Source organism: Cellulosimicrobium sp. E-16 (genome assembly GCF_049913115.1).
Taxonomy (GTDB): Bacteria; Actinomycetota; Actinomycetes; order Actinomycetales; family Cellulomonadaceae; genus Cellulosimicrobium.
Genome location: NZ_CP183974.1, coordinates 4168532 through 4185782 on the forward strand (window position 1 = coordinate 4168532; position 17251 = coordinate 4185782).

General features: G+C 75.2%; 14 protein-coding genes and 1 pseudogene. 11 read left to right on the top strand and 4 right to left on the bottom strand.

All coding sequences use genetic code 11. From position 1 onward, the window contains the following. Positions 1-31: 31 nt before the first annotated feature. From ACN9MS_RS18360 to ACN9MS_RS18385, 6 genes and pseudogenes are all read left to right on the top strand, one after another. Positions 32-1528, top strand: coding sequence for an amino acid permease (locus ACN9MS_RS18360; RefSeq protein ID WP_426309827.1), 1497 nt, complete (start codon positions 32-34; stop codon positions 1526-1528). Between the two features lie 146 nt (positions 1529-1674). Beyond that, positions 1675-2447 (top strand): annotated as a pseudogene (locus ACN9MS_RS18365) (phosphotransferase). Between the two features lie 48 nt (positions 2448-2495). After that, a complete protein-coding gene (locus ACN9MS_RS18370) occupies positions 2496-4292 on the top strand; it encodes an AMP-binding protein (protein ID WP_426309828.1) in 1797 nt (598 codons plus the stop codon). A gap of 118 nt (positions 4293-4410) precedes the next feature. Beyond that, a complete protein-coding gene (locus tag ACN9MS_RS18375) occupies positions 4411-5730 on the top strand; it encodes an NAD(P)/FAD-dependent oxidoreductase (RefSeq protein WP_426309829.1) in 1320 nt (439 codons plus the stop codon). A gap of 113 nt (positions 5731-5843) precedes the next feature. Next, a complete protein-coding gene (locus ACN9MS_RS18380; protein WP_426309830.1) occupies positions 5844-6428 on the top strand; it encodes a PASTA domain-containing protein in 585 nt (194 codons plus the stop codon). A gap of 147 nt (positions 6429-6575) precedes the next feature. Then, a complete protein-coding gene (locus ACN9MS_RS18385) occupies positions 6576-7259 on the top strand; it encodes an SDR family oxidoreductase (RefSeq protein WP_426309831.1) in 684 nt (227 codons plus the stop codon). 3 nt (positions 7260-7262) lie between these two features. Here the strand turns inward: ACN9MS_RS18385 and ACN9MS_RS18390 are convergent, their stop codons facing one another. Continuing rightward, positions 7263-8399 (bottom strand): hypothetical protein, encoded by a 1137-nt coding sequence (locus ACN9MS_RS18390; RefSeq protein ID WP_426309832.1) that lies wholly within the window; start codon positions 8397-8399, stop codon positions 7263-7265. Between the two features lie 181 nt (positions 8400-8580). Continuing rightward, positions 8581-10347 carry a M28 family peptidase gene (locus tag ACN9MS_RS18395; RefSeq protein ID WP_426309833.1) on the bottom strand — a complete coding sequence of 589 codons (1767 nt, stop codon included), beginning with the start codon at positions 10345-10347 and terminating at the stop codon, positions 8581-8583. 209 nt (positions 10348-10556) lie between these two features. Between ACN9MS_RS18395 and ACN9MS_RS18400 the strand changes: the two genes are divergently transcribed. Beyond that, the gene (locus ACN9MS_RS18400; protein ID WP_426309834.1) at positions 10557-11894 is read left to right on the top strand and encodes an exonuclease domain-containing protein; all 1338 of its coding nucleotides are present in this window, start codon (positions 10557-10559) and stop codon (positions 11892-11894) included. Continuing rightward, the gene (locus tag ACN9MS_RS18405; protein ID WP_426309835.1) at positions 11891-12892 is read left to right on the top strand and encodes a hypothetical protein; all 1002 of its coding nucleotides are present in this window, start codon (positions 11891-11893) and stop codon (positions 12890-12892) included. The genes ACN9MS_RS18400 and ACN9MS_RS18405 overlap by 4 nt, the downstream gene beginning before the upstream one ends. Before the next feature lie 18 nt (positions 12893-12910). Here the strand turns inward: ACN9MS_RS18405 and ACN9MS_RS18410 are convergent, their stop codons facing one another. Then, a complete protein-coding gene (locus tag ACN9MS_RS18410) occupies positions 12911-13645 on the bottom strand; it encodes a helix-turn-helix domain-containing protein (RefSeq protein ID WP_426309836.1) in 735 nt (244 codons plus the stop codon). 194 nt (positions 13646-13839) lie between these two features. On the opposite strand from ACN9MS_RS18410, the gene ACN9MS_RS18415 reads away from it, so the two are divergent. Together ACN9MS_RS18415 and ACN9MS_RS18420 are read left to right on the top strand one after the other, a co-directional pair. Next, a complete protein-coding gene (locus tag ACN9MS_RS18415; protein WP_426309837.1) occupies positions 13840-14541 on the top strand; it encodes a DUF4097 family beta strand repeat-containing protein in 702 nt (233 codons plus the stop codon). A 143-nt stretch (positions 14542-14684) separates the two neighbouring features. Then, complete coding sequence (locus ACN9MS_RS18420; protein WP_426309838.1) at positions 14685-15212, top strand: Hsp20/alpha crystallin family protein; 528 nt, start codon at positions 14685-14687, stop codon at positions 15210-15212. Between the two features lie 127 nt (positions 15213-15339). Here ACN9MS_RS18420 and ACN9MS_RS18425 read toward each other — a convergent pair whose 3' ends face one another. Continuing rightward, positions 15340-15819, bottom strand: a complete 480-nt coding sequence (locus tag ACN9MS_RS18425; protein ID WP_426309839.1) for a heme-degrading domain-containing protein — start codon at positions 15817-15819, stop codon at positions 15340-15342. A gap of 26 nt (positions 15820-15845) precedes the next feature. On the opposite strand from ACN9MS_RS18425, the gene ACN9MS_RS18430 reads away from it, so the two are divergent. Then, a complete protein-coding gene (locus tag ACN9MS_RS18430) occupies positions 15846-17219 on the top strand; it encodes an ADP-ribosylglycohydrolase family protein (protein WP_426309840.1) in 1374 nt (457 codons plus the stop codon). Positions 17220-17251 lie beyond the last annotated feature (32 nt).

Genomic DNA, 17251 nt, shown 5'->3' on the forward strand with positions numbered 1-17251 from the left:
GACCTGTCACCGACGCCGGGGAGGCGCACCCGTGGCCACGAGGACCGGCCTGTTCCGTCGCAAGTCCGTCGAGGACTCGCTCGCGGCGATCGACGACCCGGAACGTTCGCTCAAGCGCAGCCTGACGACCTGGGACCTCGCGGTCCTGGGGGTCGCGGTCGCGGTCGGAGCGGGGATCTTCTCCGTCGGCGCGACGGCCGCCGCGAACTACGCCGGGCCCAGCGTCATCGTCTCGTTCATCATCGCGTCGATCGTGTGCGCCCTGGCCGTCATGTGCTACGCCGAGTTCGCGTCCGCGATCCCCGTCGCCGGGTCGGCGTACACGTTCTCCTACGCGACCATGGGCGAGCTCGTCGCCTGGATCATCGGGTGGGACCTCATCCTCGAGATGCTGCTCGCGTCGGCGGTCATCGCGAAGTTCTGGGGCGTGTACCTGGGGGACGCGTTCGGGCTGTTCGGCATCGACCTGCCGCTGACGATCCCGATCGGTCCGGTCGACCTCGAATGGGGCCCGGTGTTCATCGTCGCGGTGTTCACCACGCTGCTCGCGATCGGCACCAAGCTCAGCACGCGCGTCAACAGCGTGTTCACGGTCATCAAGGTCGGCATCACGCTGTTCGTCATCGTCGTCGGGTTCTTCTTCGTCGACGCGTCGAACTACTCGCCGTTCGTGCCGCCCGCCCAGCCCGCGCCGGAGCAGTCGGCGCTCGAGCAGCCGCTCGTCGGCTTCCTCACGGGGCTCGAGCCCACGACGTACGGCGTCATGGGCCTGCTCGCGGGCGCCGCGCTCGTGTTCTTCGCGTTCATCGGGTTCGACGTCGTCGCGACCACGGCCGAGGAGGCCAAGGACCCGCAGCGCACGCTCCCGCGCGGCATCCTCGGCGGCCTCGCGATCGTCACGGTCCTGTACATCCTCGTCACGCTCGTCGTGACGGGCATGGTGTCGTACACCGAGCTCGCGGAGTCCGACGCGCCGTCGCTCACGACGGCGTTCATCCTCGTGGGCGCGGACTGGGCCGGGCGGGTGATCTCCGTGGGCATCCTCATCGGGCTGACGACGGTGATCATGGTGCTGCTCCTCGGCCTGACCCGCATCGTGTTCGCGATGAGCCGCGACGGCCTGCTCCCCCGCGGCATCTCCCGCACCTCGCACCGGTACCACACGCCGATCCGCCTCCAGGTGGGGGTGGGGATCGTCGTCGCGCTCATCGCCGGGCTGTCCCAGGTGGAGCTGCTCGAGGAGATGATCAACATCGGGACGCTCTCCGCGTTCGTCCTCGTGAGCTTCGGCATCCCGATCCTGCGCCGCTCGCGGCCCGACCTGCAGCGCTCGTTCAAGGTGCCGTGGTCGCCCGTGCTGCCGATCGTGTCCGGCGTCGCGTGCCTGTGGCTCATGGCCAACCTCACGACGCTCACGTGGCTCCGGTTCCTCGGGTGGGTCGCCGTGGGCCTGCTGATCTACGCGTTCTACGGCTACCGGCACTCGGTCGCAGGCCGCGACGCCCTGAAGGGTGACGTCGCCGCGTAGGCGCCGCCGCGTCGGTACCGTGGGCGCGCATGAGCGCCACGGAGACCGCGACCACCGCCGACCTCGTCCGCGAGGCTCTGGCGGAGCAACACCCCGACCTCGCCGGGCTGCCGCTCCGCGAGGTCGCGGGCGGGTGGGGCAACCAGATGTGGCGGCTCGGGGACGACCTGGCCGTGCGCGTGCAGCGCATGGACCCGACGCCAGAGCCTCAGCTCAAGGAGCGGCGGTGGCTGCCCGTGCTCGCGCCGCGCCTGCCGCTCCCGTGCCCACGCCCGTGCGGCACGGCGAGCCGTCCCCGCGCCTCCCGCGGCACTGGACGGTCATGACGTGGGTGCCCGGCGAGCCGCTGGACCGCGGCGCGATCACCCGGGGCGAGCACGCCGCCGACGCGCTGGCGGGCTTCCTCCGGGCCCTGCACGTCGCAGCGCCCGCCGACGCGCCGACGTCCACGGACCGGGGCGCCCACCCCCGCGACGCCACGGCCGGCTTCGAGGGGTTCCTGCACGCGGTCGCCCCGGACGACGCCGACGCCGTCCGGGCCGTCTGGGACGACGCCGTCGCGGCCCCCGCGTGGGAGGGGCCGCCCGTGTGGGTGCACGGGGACCTGCACCCCGCGAACGTCGTCGTCGCGGACGGGACGCTCGCGGGCGTCGTCGACTTCGGCGACCTGTTCGCGGGCGACCCGGCGTGGGACCTCGCCGCGGCGTGGGTGCTCCTGCCCGCGGACACCGCCGCGCGGTTCTTCGACGTCTACGCGCGCGCCGACGACGCGACGGTCCGGCGAGCGCGCGGGCTGGCGGCGCTCAAGGCCCTCTTCCTCCTGCTCATGGGGCAGAACGGGGACGAGGGCCTGCCCGGCGGCAAGCCCCACTGGGGACCCGCGGGCCGGGCGGCGCTCGATCGCGTCCTGGCGGGCTGAGCACGGCGGACGCACACAACCTACGCAACCGTAGGTTACGGTGGCGTAGTGAACACTCTGGCGACGAGGCCGTGGACCGACCGCTACGCACCCGGCGTCCCGACGGACGTCGAGGTCCCCGACGAGCCGGTCACGGCCGCCCTCTACCGCGCTGCCGAGCGCTGGCCCGACCGCGTCGCGGTCGACTTCTTCGGCGCGACCACGACCTACGCCCGGCTCGTCGCGCAGGTCGAGCGCGCCGCGAGCGCCCTGCACGACCTCGGCGTGCGCCACGGCGACCGCGTCGCGCTCGTGCTGCCGAACGGCACGTCGCACGTCGTCGCGTTCTACGCCGTCCAGCGCCTCGGTGCGGTCGTCGTCGAGCACAACCCGACGTACACCGCCGACGAGCTCGCCCACCAGCTCGCCGACTCCGGCGCGAGCGTCGCCGTCGTGTGGACCAAGACCGTCCCCGCCGTGCTCGAGGCCCGCGCGCACGCGCCCGGGCTGCGCACCGTCGTCGGCCTCGACATCGCGCGCGACCTGCCGCGCGGGAGCCGCCTCGCGCTCCGCCTGCCCGTCGCTCGCGCGCGGGCCCAGCGCGACGCGCTGCGCGGCCCCGTGCCCGCGGGCGTCCCCGACTGGCACGACCTCGTCCGGCGCGCGCGGGCGCTCCCGCCGGCGCTCCCCCACCCTGGCGCCGACGACGTCGCACTCCTCCAGTACACCGGCGGCACCACGGGCACGCCCAAGGGCGCGGTGCTGACGCACCGCAACCTCGTCGCGAACGTCGTGCAGGGTCAGGCGTGGGCGACGTTCGAGGAGGGCGCCGAGACCGTCTACGGCGTGCTGCCCTTCTTCCACGCGTTCGGGCTGACGTTCTGCCTCACCCTGCCCGCTCGCATCGGCGCGACGCTCGTCGCGTTCCCCAAGTTCGACCCGCAGGCGTTCGTCGCCGCGCAGGCGCGCCGCCCCGCGACGTTCCTACCCGGCGTCGCTCCCATGTTCGACCGCATCGTCACGGCGGCCGCCGACGCGACCGGGGCAGGCTCCGACCTCACCTCGATCCGCCTCGCGTTCGCGGGCGCGATGCCCATCACCGCCGAGACCGCACGGCGCTGGGAGGACGCGACGGGCGGGCTGCTCATCGAGGGCTACGGCATGACCGAGACGTCGCCGATCTCGCTCGGCAACCCGTGCTCGGACGACCGCCGCCCCGGCACGCTCGGCCTCCCCTTCCCCAGCACCGAGATCCGCGTCGTCGACGCCGACGCGCTCGACGCGGGCGACCTGCGCGACGCCGACCCCGAGCCCACGGACGACCCCGCCGCGCCCCGCACCGTGCGCGGCGAGCTCCTCGTGCGCGGCCCGCAGGTGTTCCAGGGGTACTGGAACCGCCCCGAGGAGACCGCGCACCAGCTCCTCGACGACGGCTGGCTGCGCACCGGCGACGTCGTCCGGGTCGCGCTCGACGGGCCCGACGCCGGCCTCGTCACGCTCGTCGACCGCATCAAGGAGATGATCGTCACCGGCGGGTTCAAGGTCTACCCCTCCCAGGTGGAGGAGCACCTGCGCGGGATGCCGGGCGTCCGCGACGTCGCCGTCGTCGGCGTGCCGGGCAGCGGCTCGGACGAGCACGTCGCCGCCGTCGTCGTGCTCGACGACGCCGACGACGCCGCCTCGCCCCCGCGCGTCGACCTCGCCGCCGTGCGCGAGTGGGGCGAGAAGCGCCTCGCCCGCTACGCCCTTCCCCGCACGCTCGCCGTCGTGCCGGAGCTGCCGCGCTCCCAGATCGGCAAGGTCCTGCGCCGCGTCGTCCGCGAGGACCTCCTGGGCCGCGACGACGTCGAGCACCACCGCGCCTGACCGCCTGTTCGGCGCGGGGGCGGGGTTCGCCGTAACCTGGCTGACGTCGTCGGCGACGTCCGCGACGCAGGCGGGCGGGCACCGGCGCTCTCCCACCCCGTCGCCCCGAGGAGGCCCCGTGCCCGAGCCCGTCACCGCTGCGCCTGGTGCGGCAGCAGCCCCCGACTCCCTGCCGCACGTCGTGGTGGTCGGCGCGGGGTTCGCCGGCCTCGCCGTCGTCAAGGGGCTCGCGGAGGCGCCCGTGCGCGTGACGCTCGTGGACCGCCGCGTCTACAACACGTTCCAGCCGCTGCTCTACCAGGTCGCGACGGGCGGGCTGAACCCGGGCGACGTCACGTACTTCCTGCGCGGGCTGCGGCTCAAGCAGAAGAACGTGCGGGTCGTGCACGAGCACCTCGTCGGCATCGACCACGAGGCGCGGCGCATCCGTCTCCTCAACGACGAGTGGGTCGACTACGACTACCTCGTCGTCGCGAACGGCGTCACGGCCAACTTCTTCGGCACCCCGGGCGCCAAGGAGAACTCGTTCCCCATGTACTCGCGGTCGCAGGCGATGAAGATCCGCGACACCCTGTTCATCCGGCTCGAGAAGGCGGCGGCGAACCCCGGGACCGACGAGGGGCTGCGCGTCGTGGTCGTGGGCGGCGGCGCGACGGGCGTCGAGGTCGCGGGGGCGCTCGCCGAGCTGCGTACCGCGGGGCTGCGCCCGGCCTACCCCGAGATCCACGGCGACGCGTTCGAGGTGAAGATCGTCCAGCGCGGCGGCGAGGTCCTCAAGTCGTTCCACCCCAGGCTGCGCCGGTACGCGGCCGAGGAGCTGCGCCGACGCGGCGTCGGCCTGCACCTGGGGGCCGGGGTCGCCGAGGTGCTGCCGGACGCCGTCGTGCTCACGGACGGCACGCGCATCCGCTCCGACCTCACGGTGTGGTCGGCAGGTGTGCACCCGCACGAGGAGGTCGACGACTGGGGTCTGCCGCGCGGCGACGGCGGGCGCGTCGTCGTGGGCGACGACCTCCAGGTCGAGGGCCTGCCCGGCGTCTTCGCGGCGGGCGACATCGCGATCTCCCCCGCCGGGCTGCCGCAGCTCGCGCAGCCGGCGATCCAGTCGGGCGAGCAGGTCGCGCGCAACGTCGAGGCGCTGCTCGCCGGGCGCCCGACGACGTCCCTGCGGTACTTCGACAAGGGCACCATGGCGGTCATCGGGCGGCGGGCGGCCATCGCGGAGGTCGTCGGCCGGCTCCGGCTGACGCGCGGCGTCGCGTGGCTCGCGTGGTTGTTCGTCCACATCATGGGGCTCATCGGGCCGCGCAACCGGCTCACGACGCTCGCCGGCCTGGTCACGCGCTACGGGTTCCCGTTCCACCGTCGCCCGATCCCCATCGTCGGCGACGTGCCGACCGTCCGGCCGCCCAAGCGCACCGCTCCGGGTCGCAGCTGAAGCCCGCTCCAGGATCACCCGCCCTCGTCGCCTCCCCCGGCCGCGGCCGGCGCGACCGTCACGTACCCTCGAAGGCGCAGGAAAGTTCGCAGGGGCAACCGGGGGCACGTGTGGTGGCAGGACGAACGACGGCACCGTCGACGACGACGGGCCGCACGAAGAAGGACATCTCGCAGCAGCACGGAGCGCATCGCGAGGCTCGCTCGGGCCCGACGACGGTGCCGCGGCGCGCGCGCGTCGTCGTGCTCGCCGCCGTGGCCGTGGCGGCGCTGGCCGGGTGCCGCGCCGAGGCCCTGCCCGGCGGTCCCGGGACGCCGACGCCGGCGCCCACCGCCGAGCCGACCGCGGTCCCCACCGCTGAACCCACCGACGACCCCACCGGCTCCCCGACCACCGGGCCAGGTGCCCCGGTCCCGCCCGGCGGGTCCGACGGCGTCGAGGTCTCGGTCGAGATCGAGCCCGCGTTCCCGATGCCGAACCTCGTGGAGACCAAGCTCAAGCAGGCGCGCGCCGAGCTGGAGAAGCGCGGCGCCGCGAGCGTCGTCGTGGTCGACGCGCGCGACCCGGGCGCGGGCACCCTGCCGGGCGCGTCGAACGGCTGGACGGTGTGCGCCCAGGACCCTGCGGGCGGCGACCTCCTCCGCGCGTCGGCGACCGTGACGCTCGCCGCGGCCCCGAACGCGCGACACTGCCCCTGACGCCGTCCCGGGTGGCGGCGGCGTCCGCGGGAGAGCACGGTGGGATCCTCACCGCGAGATCGGCCTGACCGTCTCGAGATCGGCCTCCTGAGGGTCGATCTCGCCCGCTCGGGTCGACCTCGACGTCAGCAGACAGGAGTCCGCCGCATGAAGATCGCCCTCGTCGGTGCCCACGGCAAGGTGGGCCGGCTGCTCGTCCCGATCCTCGTCGACCACGACGCCACCGTGACCGGGATCGTGCGCGCCGAGGAGCAGCTCCCGCTCGTCCGCCGCCTCGGGGGCGAGCCGCTCCTGCTCGACGTCGAGTCCTCCTCGACCGACGAGCTCGCCGCCGCGCTCGGCGGGTTCGACGCCGTCGTCTGGTCCGCCGGAGCGGGCGGCGGGAACCCGGATCGCACCTACGCCGTGGACCGCGACGCCGCGAGCCGCACGATGGACGCGGCCGCCGCTGCGGGCGTGGACCGCTACGTCATGGTGTCGTGGATCGGTTCTGTGCCCGACCACGGCGTCGACCCGGACTCGAGCTTCTTCGCCTACGCGGACGCCAAGCTCGCGGCCGACGACCACCTGCGCGGCACCGACCTCGACTGGACCATCCTCGGGCCGGGCACGCTGACCGACGACGACCCGACCGGTGCGATCCGCGTCGTCGGCGACGGCGCCGACGGGCTCGACGGCGCCGACGACGTCCCGGGCGGCGCGGCTTCGCAGGTCTCGCGCGCGGACGTCGCGATGGTCGTGGCGCAGGCCGTGCGCACCCCCGCGACGGTCGGCCGCTTCGTCCGGTTCACCGCCGGCGACACCCCCATCCTCGAGGCGCTCGACCGGTAGCCGTCAGCGCCCGAGGCGCCGGTCCACGCGCTCGCGGAGGTCGAGCGCCGTACGGCGCCACGTCGCCGCGCGCGCCACGACCGACCCGACGCTCGTGTCCTCCGCCCGCACGTGCACGACCTCGACCCCGCGCTCCGCGGCCGTGCGGACGATCGTGTCCGTCGCACCGCGCAGCGCGAGCTGGAGCAGGACGGACGTCGTGCTCGCCTGCGCCTCGCCCGTCCCGAACCGCCGCCGGTAGACGACCTGCGTGACCACCCGGTCGAACATCGGGTCCGGTCGCGCGTCTGCGTCGCCCGCGTCCGCGCCGACGTCGGGCTGGTCCGCCGCCCCGCCCTCGACGCCGGTCGCGCCGAGGAGCGCGTGCGCGTCGGCGACGACGTCGTCGCCGTCCGCGTCCGGCGGCAGCACGGCGAGGTAGAGCGAGAGCAGGAGCTCGCTGATCTTGCGCAGCACCCACGCGCGGCCGGGCAGCGGCGGCAGCGCCACGACGTACTGCGCGAGGTTCACCTCCAGCGCCTCAGCCGACAGGCACGTCCACGCGGGCGCCGTGCGGACCTCGACCACGCGGTCCCAGTCCACGTCCTTGCCGTCGAGGCCCACGCGTTCGGGGCCGATCGTCACGGCACCGAACCGGTCGAGCAGCGCGAGCGGCGCCGTCGCGAACCGCGGCACGTACGGGACGAGCCGCACGACCCCCTGGACCGACACGTCCCACTCCCGCTCGAGCGGGTACGCCGGCCGCGGGTAGGCGGCGATCGCGCGCCGCACCCACTCCGCGACGACCTCGTCGAACGCGCCGTCGTCCGCGGCGCCGTCGTCCGCGGCGCCGTCCTCCGCGAGAGCCTCGACGAGCGCGTCCTCCAGCGCGGTGTCGAGGGCAGGTTCGGGGTTCGCCCCGGGCGCCGGGTCGACGTCGTCGCGCGGCGCACGACGGCCGGGGAGCGCGACGGGCAGCGAGAACGAGGGCCGCGGGAGGGTGGGTCGCGGCAGCGCCGGGAGGGCGGGGACGCGCAAGAGGCGCTTCTCGCCGAGCAGCCGCGCGAGGGTGCTGCGCTCGTCGCCGGACGTCGTGCCGGGCAGGTCGGGGCCCTCGCCCGGCTCGTCGCCCGTCGTCGTGAGGAACGGTTCCTTCGCCATGTGACCCCCTGTCCGCCGCGCCACCCGACGGCGCACCGCGGGCCAGCGTAGACCCGGCCGGCCCCACCCCGCGGACCGGTCGTGACGCGCGGCGTCCTACCCACGACGCACCTCCTCGGACGCAGGCGGGGCCGCCCTCCCCGTGGAGGACGGCCCCGCCCGTCGTGCGACTCGCGTGGCGTCAGCCGCAGGCGATCGCGTCGTACGCGACGTCGTACGTCTGGGTGTGGTTCTCCCCGCCGCCCGCGAGGCGCGCGACGACGCTCACGGTGCCGGCGTCGACCGACGCCGACCGGGCGGAGAACGACTGGTACGCGTTCGCGTCCGGAGCCACCTGGCCGAACGCCCTCTGCCCGAACGGCGTCACGAGGCGCAGCGAGACGGGCTCGTCCTCACCGTTGGTCGCGCGGACGGCGACGTAGGCCTTGCCGTTGAGGCACCGTGCCTCCGCCTCGATCGCGTCGACGCGCGGGTTGCCCACGCCGTTGATCGCGAACGTGTCCTCGGACAGCGACGCGACCGCGTGGCCGATCGCGCGCGACATGATGTCGAGCGCGGTCGCGTCGACGTTGTCGATCGTGTCGCCCGGCGAGTGGTAGTTCGGGTCGTAGAAGATGCCCTCGGTGCCGCCGAACAGCGCGACCTCCTCGGCCGTCTTCGAGCCGTCCGCGCCGGTGAACAGGCCGGACGCCGGGACGCCGTTCTCGATGAACGCCTGGTAGTCGGAGCGCCCGGAGAACTCGGTGTCGACCCAAGGCTGGTCGATGCCGTCGAAATAGTCGGTGAACACCGCCTCGGTCTCGGCCGAGCCCGGCGGCACCTCGACGGGTGCGGGGTAGGTCGACTCGTTCGCGTCGTACACGCCGATGATGTAGTTCGGCGAGCCGACCATGTCGAAGTTGAGGTAGGTCGCGATGTCGTCGAGCGCCGCGGGGTCGTTCGCGGCGAGGTCGCTCACGTAGTGGGTCGAGCCGCGCAGCCCGACCTCCTCCGCGCCCCACCACGCGAACCGGACGGCGTTCTCGACGTCCTGGCCGCCGTCGGTCGCGGCGGCGAGCTGGACCGCGACCTCGAGGATCGCCGCGGACCCGGACCCGTTGTCGTTGATGCCCGGCCCGTCCTCGACGCCGTCGAGGTGGGCGCCGACCATGACGACGTTGTGGTCACGGCCGCCCGGAGTCTGGGCGAGCACGTTGAACGTCTCGAACTCCTCGACGTGCGTCTGGAGGTCGTAGGTCGCGACCGCCTCGGCGCCGCCAGCGATCGCGGCGAGGATCGCCTGGCCGTCCGCCTGCGTGATGCCCACGGTCGGGACCCAGACGTCGCTCGCCTCGCCGAGGGTCGGGTTCAGCGCGCCGTCGGTGTTGTTGTAGAGGATCACGGCGGCGGCGCCGGCCTCCGCGGCGAACCGGGCCTTGTCCGCGAACGGGCACGCGCCGCGGCTGACCAGCGCGACGGCCCCCTCCACGGCGACCCCGTCCCAGGTGTCGGCGGTGCAGCCCTGGACGAGCGCGTCGGCGGGCTGGACGATCGGGCCCGTGACGCCGTCGTCCGGGGTGTCGGGCGCGAACTCGGCCGGGTAGACGTCCGACGTCACCTCGACGCCGGCCGCGGTGAGGGACAGGTCGTCGATGACCAGGTCCTCGAACGTGAAGTACTGGCGCTCGGGCTCGTAGCCCGCGGCCCGCAGGGTGTCCTCGACGTAGACGGCGCTCGCCTCGTAGCCGGGCGTCTCCATCGCGCGGTTGCCGCCGTTGGCGTCCGCGATGTCCTGGAAGTCCTGGAGCCGCTGCATGACCGCGTCGCCGGTGACGAGGTCCTCGAGCGGGGGCGGCCCGTCGGCGGCTCGGAGGCCGCCTCCGGGGGCAGCGCCGACGGGCGCTGCGGTCAGAGCCGCGAGCACGAGGCTCGCGGCGGCGGCAGACGGGACGATCGTTCGTGGTCTCACGCATCCTCCTCGACAGTGGCCCCCGCCGACCGACCCCGGTCGTGTCGGGGTCCGGCCGAGTCGCACACGAGACGCGACGCTGCGGAGGCTCGTGTGCTCGCGAGCGTAGGCCCACGGGGCCCGGCGCGAAAGCCCTGCGCGTGCACGGGTCGCCGCGCGCACCGCCCGGGTGGTGACGAGGCGTGGGCGGCGTCGGGCAGACTGTGCCCGTGCCCGGATTCGCCGTCGTCGACCTCGAGACCACGGGGTTCTCCCCTCGCCTCGGCGACCGGGTCGCCGAGGTCGCGGTGGTCCTGGTCGACGCCGCGGGCCGCGTCGAGGACGAGTGGTCCACCCTCGTCAACCCCGGGCGCGACCTGGGTCCCCAGCACGTGCACGGCATCGCGGCGGCCGACGTCGCGCTCGCCCCGACGTTCGACCGCGTGGCCCCCGCGCTCCTGCGCCTGCTCTCCGGCCGCGTCCTCGTGGCGCACAACGCGGCGTTCGACACGCGGTTCCTGCGCGCGGAGATCGGGCGTGCGGGCATCGCGGCCGCGATCGACCCCGTCGCGTGCCTGTGCACGCAGCAGCTCGCGAGCCGCTACCTCACGGGCTCGCGCGCGCTGGCCGCGTGCTGCGCGGCGGTGGGCGTCGTGCACGACGGCGTCCACTCGGCCCTGGGCGACGCGCGCGCCACCGCGGGGCTGCTCGGGTACTACCTCGACGTGGCTGCCGACGACGAGTGCTGGGACGTGGCGCGCGCCGCGGCCGACGGGGTGCGGTGGTCGCTGCCCGCAGCGCTGCCCGGCGTGGAGCCGGTCCTGCGGGGGGCGAGCCGCGCTCACGGGCACTGGCTCGCCGGGCTCGACGAGGCGCCGGGCGCCCGCACGGGCGCCGCGCCCGCGCCGACCGAGCGCCCGGACGTCGACACCGGGACCTACCTGCGCCTGCTCGACTCCGCGCTCCTCGACCGCTACGTCTCGCACTCCGAGCGTGCGGCGCTCCTCGCCGAGGCGCGGCGGGCCGGGCTGGACCGGGCCGCGGTCGAGGGCGTGCACCGCGACTACCTCATCGCCCTCGCCCGGGCGGAGCTCGACGCCCTCGACGGCGCGACCGCCGCGGGCGACCGCGACGGCGGCGGCTCTGTCCGTGACGACCCCGCCCTGCACGAGGTCGCGGGCCAGCTCGGACTCGACGCCGACGACGTCGCGGGAGCCGTCGAGGCGGCGCTCGGAGCCCGGCTCGCCGCGGAGACGGCCGTCGCACCGCGTCCGGCGTTCGTGCTCGCGGACGGCGACGAGGTCGTGCTCACCGGGTCGATGTCGCGCACGCGCGAGGCCTGGGAGCGCGACGTGCGCGCCGCCGGCCTCTCCCCCTGGCCCTACGTGACGCGCCGGGCCCGCCTCCTCGTCGCCGCCGACCCGGACTCGCTCTCGACGAAGGCCCGTACGGCCCGCCGCTACGGCATCCCCGTCGTCACCGAGGCCGCCTTCGCGGCGCTGCTCGCCGCCCGGGACGGGGCGAGCGGGCGCACGTCCGGCACCGGGGTGCGACGCTGGGCGTCATGAGCCCGAAGGCCCCGCGCGGCTCCGACGCCCCGGTCGGGGACGGAACCGATGTCGACGCTCTCGTCGACGGGCTCTTCGCGCTGCCGCTCGAGCAGTTCGTCGTCGCCCGTACCGCGGCGGCGAAGGAGATCAAGGCGTCGGGGGACGCGGTCGGCGCGGAGCGCGTGGCGCGGCTCGCCAAGCCGACCGTGGCGGCGTGGGTCGTCAACCAGGTCGCGCGCGAGCGGCCCGACGACGTCGCCGCGCTCGTCGCCCTCGGGGACGAGCTGCGCGACGCGACGGCGGACCGCGACCGCACGCGGATCAGGACGCTCGACCGGCTGCGGCGCGAGCGCGTGGAGCGCGTCGTGGCCGAGCTGCGCGACGCGGGAGAGGTCGCCGGCCGGGCCGTGTCCACGACGGCGCTCGACCGGCTCGCCGAGACCCTCACCGCCGCCGTCATGGACCCGGACGCGGGGGCGCTCGTCCGTGCCGGTCGGCTGTCGCAGGCTCTCCAGCACGTCGGTTTCGGCATCGTCGACGAGGGCGGCGAGCCCGCCGACGTCGTCGAGCTCCGGGCGCGGACCGGCGGCACCGGGGGCGGGTCTGGTGACGCGGACCCGGGGACGAGCACGACGCGCGGCGCCCGGTCCGCGCGGGTCTCCGACCCGGCCGACGGCGAGCCTCCCGAGGAGGATGCCGTGGCGGCCGCCGAGCGCGAGGTCGAGGAGACGGCGGCCGAGGTCGACCGCCTCGAGGCCGAGCGGGACGAGGCGGACACGCGAGCGCGCGCGGCGAGCGACGCCGTCGGGCAGGTGGAGGACGAGCTCGGGCGCGTCGAGGACGAGCTGGCCCGGCTCGCCGACGAGCGCGAGGACCTGCGCGCGCGGCTCGCCGACGCCCGCGCGGCCGAGTCCGCGGCGCAGGAGGCGCTCACCGCCGCGGACGAGCTCCTCGACGCCGCCGAGGAGCGCGCCGCGGCCGCCCGCAAGGCCCGGCGCACCGCACGCCGCGGGTGAGCGCGGCGCGCAGACGGTTCAGTCCTTCGCGGTGGCGCGACCTTCCCCGGCGGCGTCGCCCGGCGTGGTGAGGAGGTCGCGCGCCTGCTCGGCCGCCCGGGCGATGCTCTCCCCCACGAAGTCGAGGAAGCGCGCCATGTTCTCGAGCCGCACCCCGGCAGGGCTGCTCCGACCGAGGACCGCGACCCCCTGACGAGCAGTCTCCGCGAGCTGCGCGTTGTTCCGTGCCGCGGCGATCATGGACTGGAACCAGACGTCGCCGTCGGCGACGTAGCGCTCGCGGCGGCCCTCGCCCCGCTCGCGCACGACGAGGCCGTGGCTCTCCAGGACGGGGATCGCCTTGGAGATCGACGCCGGGCTCACGCGCAGTCGCTCGACGAGCTCGGCGGCCGTGAGGCTGCCCGTGTCGGCGGTGTAGAGGCAGGTCAGCACGCCCGCCGCGATCCGCGGCAGGCCCTGCTGCATGAACAGGGTCGTGAACGTCTCCTCGTACGCGCGGACCGCGTCCGTGCCGCCGGGTGCCGACGACCCGGTGGCCGGACCCGGCTCCCGGCGGCGGCGCGCGCGGCGCTCGGTGGCGTGCTGCGCGAGGTCGGGCCGGTAGGCGCCGGGTCCGCCGTTGCGCATCACCTCGCGGGTGACGGTCGACGTCGGTCGGTCCAGCCGACGGGCGATCTCCGCGTACGCGAGGTCGTCGGCCAGCCCCAGGGCGATCTGCTGGCGCTCCTGCCTGGTGAGCCTTCCTCCGGGCATGGTGGTCCTCCTCCGCTCGTCCCGACCGCCCGAGGCTAGCGTTCACCTGTCGTCGATGCAACGCGGGAGATCGCCTCATGTTGCATTACGCGCACACTCATTGCACCAGTTTATGCACTACGGCCTGCGACGATGCACACTCACAGCAACATTGCTCTTGCTGTCTTAGTGAACGCTACGTAGCGTTCACGGTGTTGGAAATCACCAGGACCGCCTTCCAGGAGCTGATCACGATGCACACCTTCGACACCCCCGCCCCGATCACCACCGTCATCGACGCCCCCGCCGCCCGGGTCCAGCTCATCGCCTCGGGCCGGGCCGACACCGTCGTCGAGGTCCTCCCGCTCGACGCGTCCAAGAACCGCGACGTGACGGCGGCCGAGCGCACCACGGTCGAGCACCGCGACGGCGTCCTCCGCATCGCGACCGCGCCCGCGAAGCACGAGGCCTTCGGCCCGTCCGGCACCGTCGAGGTGACCGTCCAGCTCCCCGCCGGGTCGCGCGTCGAGGTCACGGGCAGCGGCGAGCTGCGCGGCGTCGGCCGACTCGGGGACGTCACCGCCACCGACGAGTACGGCGCGATCACGCTCGACGAGGCGGCATCCGTCCGCCTGGTCACCCAGGCCGGAGACGTCGCGGTCGGTCGCCTGACCGGTCCCGCCGAGATCACCACCGCCCAGGGAGACGTCCGGGTCGCCGAGGCGGAGCGCGGCACGGTCGTGCTCGGCACCCAGAAGGGCGACCTGACGATCGCCGCCGCGCCGGGCGTCTCCGCCTCGCTCGACGCCAGCACCGGGTACGGCCGGGTGAACAGCTCGCTCCGCAACGACGGCACCGCGGGCCTCCAGATCCGCGCGACCACCACGTACGGCGACATCACCGCACGCAGCCTCTGAGCGCGGCGCTCCGCCGCCCGTTCCCCGCCGGGGAGCGGGCGGCGTTCGTCGTCCGCGAAAGCGGGACTGAGCCGGTCCCGCTCACGGTTGGACAGGTCAGGACGCCACGGGCAGACCGTGGCACGACAGACCTGGAGGACCCCATGATCAGCACCTACACCGTGGCGCCGTTCCGCCCGCTCCCCACCGAGCGCGTCGTGCGCCAGCTCTGGACGCGACCCAGCGGCGCGCCCGTCGCGTCGACGGGGTACGCGCCCGCCGCCGACGTCTACCGCGAGGGCGACGACCTCGTCGCCCGCTTCGACCTGCCGGGTGTCGACCCCGAGCGCGACGTCACCGTCGAGCTCGAGGGCCGTCGGCTCGTCGTCCGCGGCGAGCGTCGCGACCAGCGCGTCGTCGAGGCGCCGGTGGCCGACGACGCGACCGATTCCGAGCAGGCCGAGGACCAGCAGCCCGAGGCGGGTACCGACGAGACGACCGAGGCCGCCCCGGCCGGGCGCCGCGTCCGCGAGGTACGTTTCGGCGAGTTCCGCCGCACCGTGACCCTGCCGAAGACCGCGGAGGCCGAGGCCGTCCGCGCGTCCTACGACGCGGGCGTGCTCACCGTGACCGTCGCCGGCGTGTTCGCCGGCCGCGCTCCGCAGCGCATCGAGGTCACGCGCGCGGCCTGACGCCGCACCGCCGGCGCGGCGTCCGACGTCGCGCCGGCGCTCTGACCCCGGTCGCGCCCGCCCCTGCGCGACCGGACCACGGACGGGGCCGGCACCTTCGGGTGCCGGCCCCGTCCGTCTGCCCGGCTCAGCCGAGGAACGACCGCAGGGCCTCGGTGACGAGCGCGTGGTCGTCGCCCTGGGCGAGCCCGGAGACCGTCACGACGCCGACGATCCCGACGCCCTCGACCCGGACGGGGAACGCGCCGCCGTGGGCGGCGTACTGCTGTAGGGGGAGCTCGTGCTGGTCGGCGAACGTCGTCCCCTTCGCGCGGGCGCGCAGCCCCACGAGGTACGACGACGCCCCGAACCGCTCGACGACCCGCACCTTGCGCTCGACCCAGGAGTCGTTGTCCGGGGTCGTGCCCTCGCGTGCCGCGTGGAACACCTGCTGCGGTCCCTTGCGGACGTCGATCGTCACGGGCAGGTCGCGCTCGTCGGCGAGCTCGACGAGCAGGCAGCCGAGCCGCCACGCGTCGTCGTGCGTGAAGGCGCGGAGCACGAGGTCGCGCTCGTCCGCCTCGACCGAGGCGATGAGGGCGGCGAGGTCGTCGGGCGTCGTCGTCATGCCGCTCATCGTGGCACGATCACGCCGTGACGACGACGCCGCCCTCGCCAGACCGCGAGCCCCTCGACCTGCTCGACGTCTCCCTCCTCGACCGCGCGTCCGGAGTGCTGCTCGCACAGGCGGCGGGCGACGCGCTCGGGGTGCCGTACGAGTTCGCGCAACCTCCCGGCCCGGGGCAGCCGGAGGCGGTGGCGGTCATGCGGGGCGGCGGCCTCGGCCCGTACGCGCCCGGCGAGTGGAGCGACGACACGCAGATGTCGGTGTGCGTCGCCCGGGTCACGGCCGCCCACGACGTGCTGTCCCCCGTCCCGGACGCGCTCGGCGCGACGCCGCTCGACGAGGTCGCCGCCGCGTTCGAGGCGTGGCGGACCGGGGGCGCGACCGACGTCGGGACGCAGACCGCTTCCGTGCTGCGCGACGCCGCCGCCCGCCGGGGACCTGCCGCGACGCGCCTGCGCGAGGCGTCGGCAGCGCTGCACGCCGCGACCGGACGCACGGCCGGGAACGGCGCGCTCATGCGCACGGGCGTCGTCGGGCTCGTCGCCCTGGACGATCGGCACGCGACCGCCCGCGCGGCACGGGCCGTCGCGGGGATCACGCACACCGACCCGCTCGCCGCCGAGTCGTGCGTGCTCTGGTCGGAGGCGGTGCGCGTCGCGGTGACCGAGCAGCGGCTCGACGTGCGCGCGGGCCTCGACCTCCTCGACCCGGACGCCGCGGCGCGCTGGTCCACGTGGATCGCGGACGCCGAGCTCGCGCGGCCCACGGCGGACCTGCGGCAGAACGGCTTCACCGTCACCGCCCTCCAGGCCGCGTGGCACGCGATCGCGACGACCTCCGCGCCGCAGGGCTCGACGTTCGCCCACCGCGACCACCTCGCGGCCGCGCTCCAGGCCGCCGTCTCGATCGGCGGCGACACGGACACCGTCGCGGCCATCGCGGGCGCCCTGCTCGGCGCGCGGTACGGAGCCCGCGCCGTGCCTCCCGAGTGGGCGACCGCCGTCCACGGCTGGCCCGGGATCTCCCGGCGCCAGCTCACGGCGCTCGCACGGCGCACCGCGCAGGGCGGCCTCGTCCGTTCCGGCGCGCTCGCGCCGTCGGGCGCCGAGCCGGTCCGCACCCAGTTCTGCCCGCTGTGCGGGACGCTCGCCCGGTGGAACCCCCGCTACCCACGGCACGTGTGCGCGTGGTGCTCGTCCGACGTCGCCGACGAGTCAGGCCGGGCGGTGTCCCTCACCAACGTCGACCTCGGGGGCGGCTACCAGGCGCACTACCTCGACGGCTCGCCCGCGTCCGACGCGGTGCTGGGCGGGCGCGTCTGGATCGGCGGCGTCGAGCACCAGGCACGCGACGCCCGCTTCGGCGGGATCGTCGTCGAGCCGCTCGGCGACGCGTCCTGACGCCGAACCCGTGGTCGTTCCCCAGCGCGAGC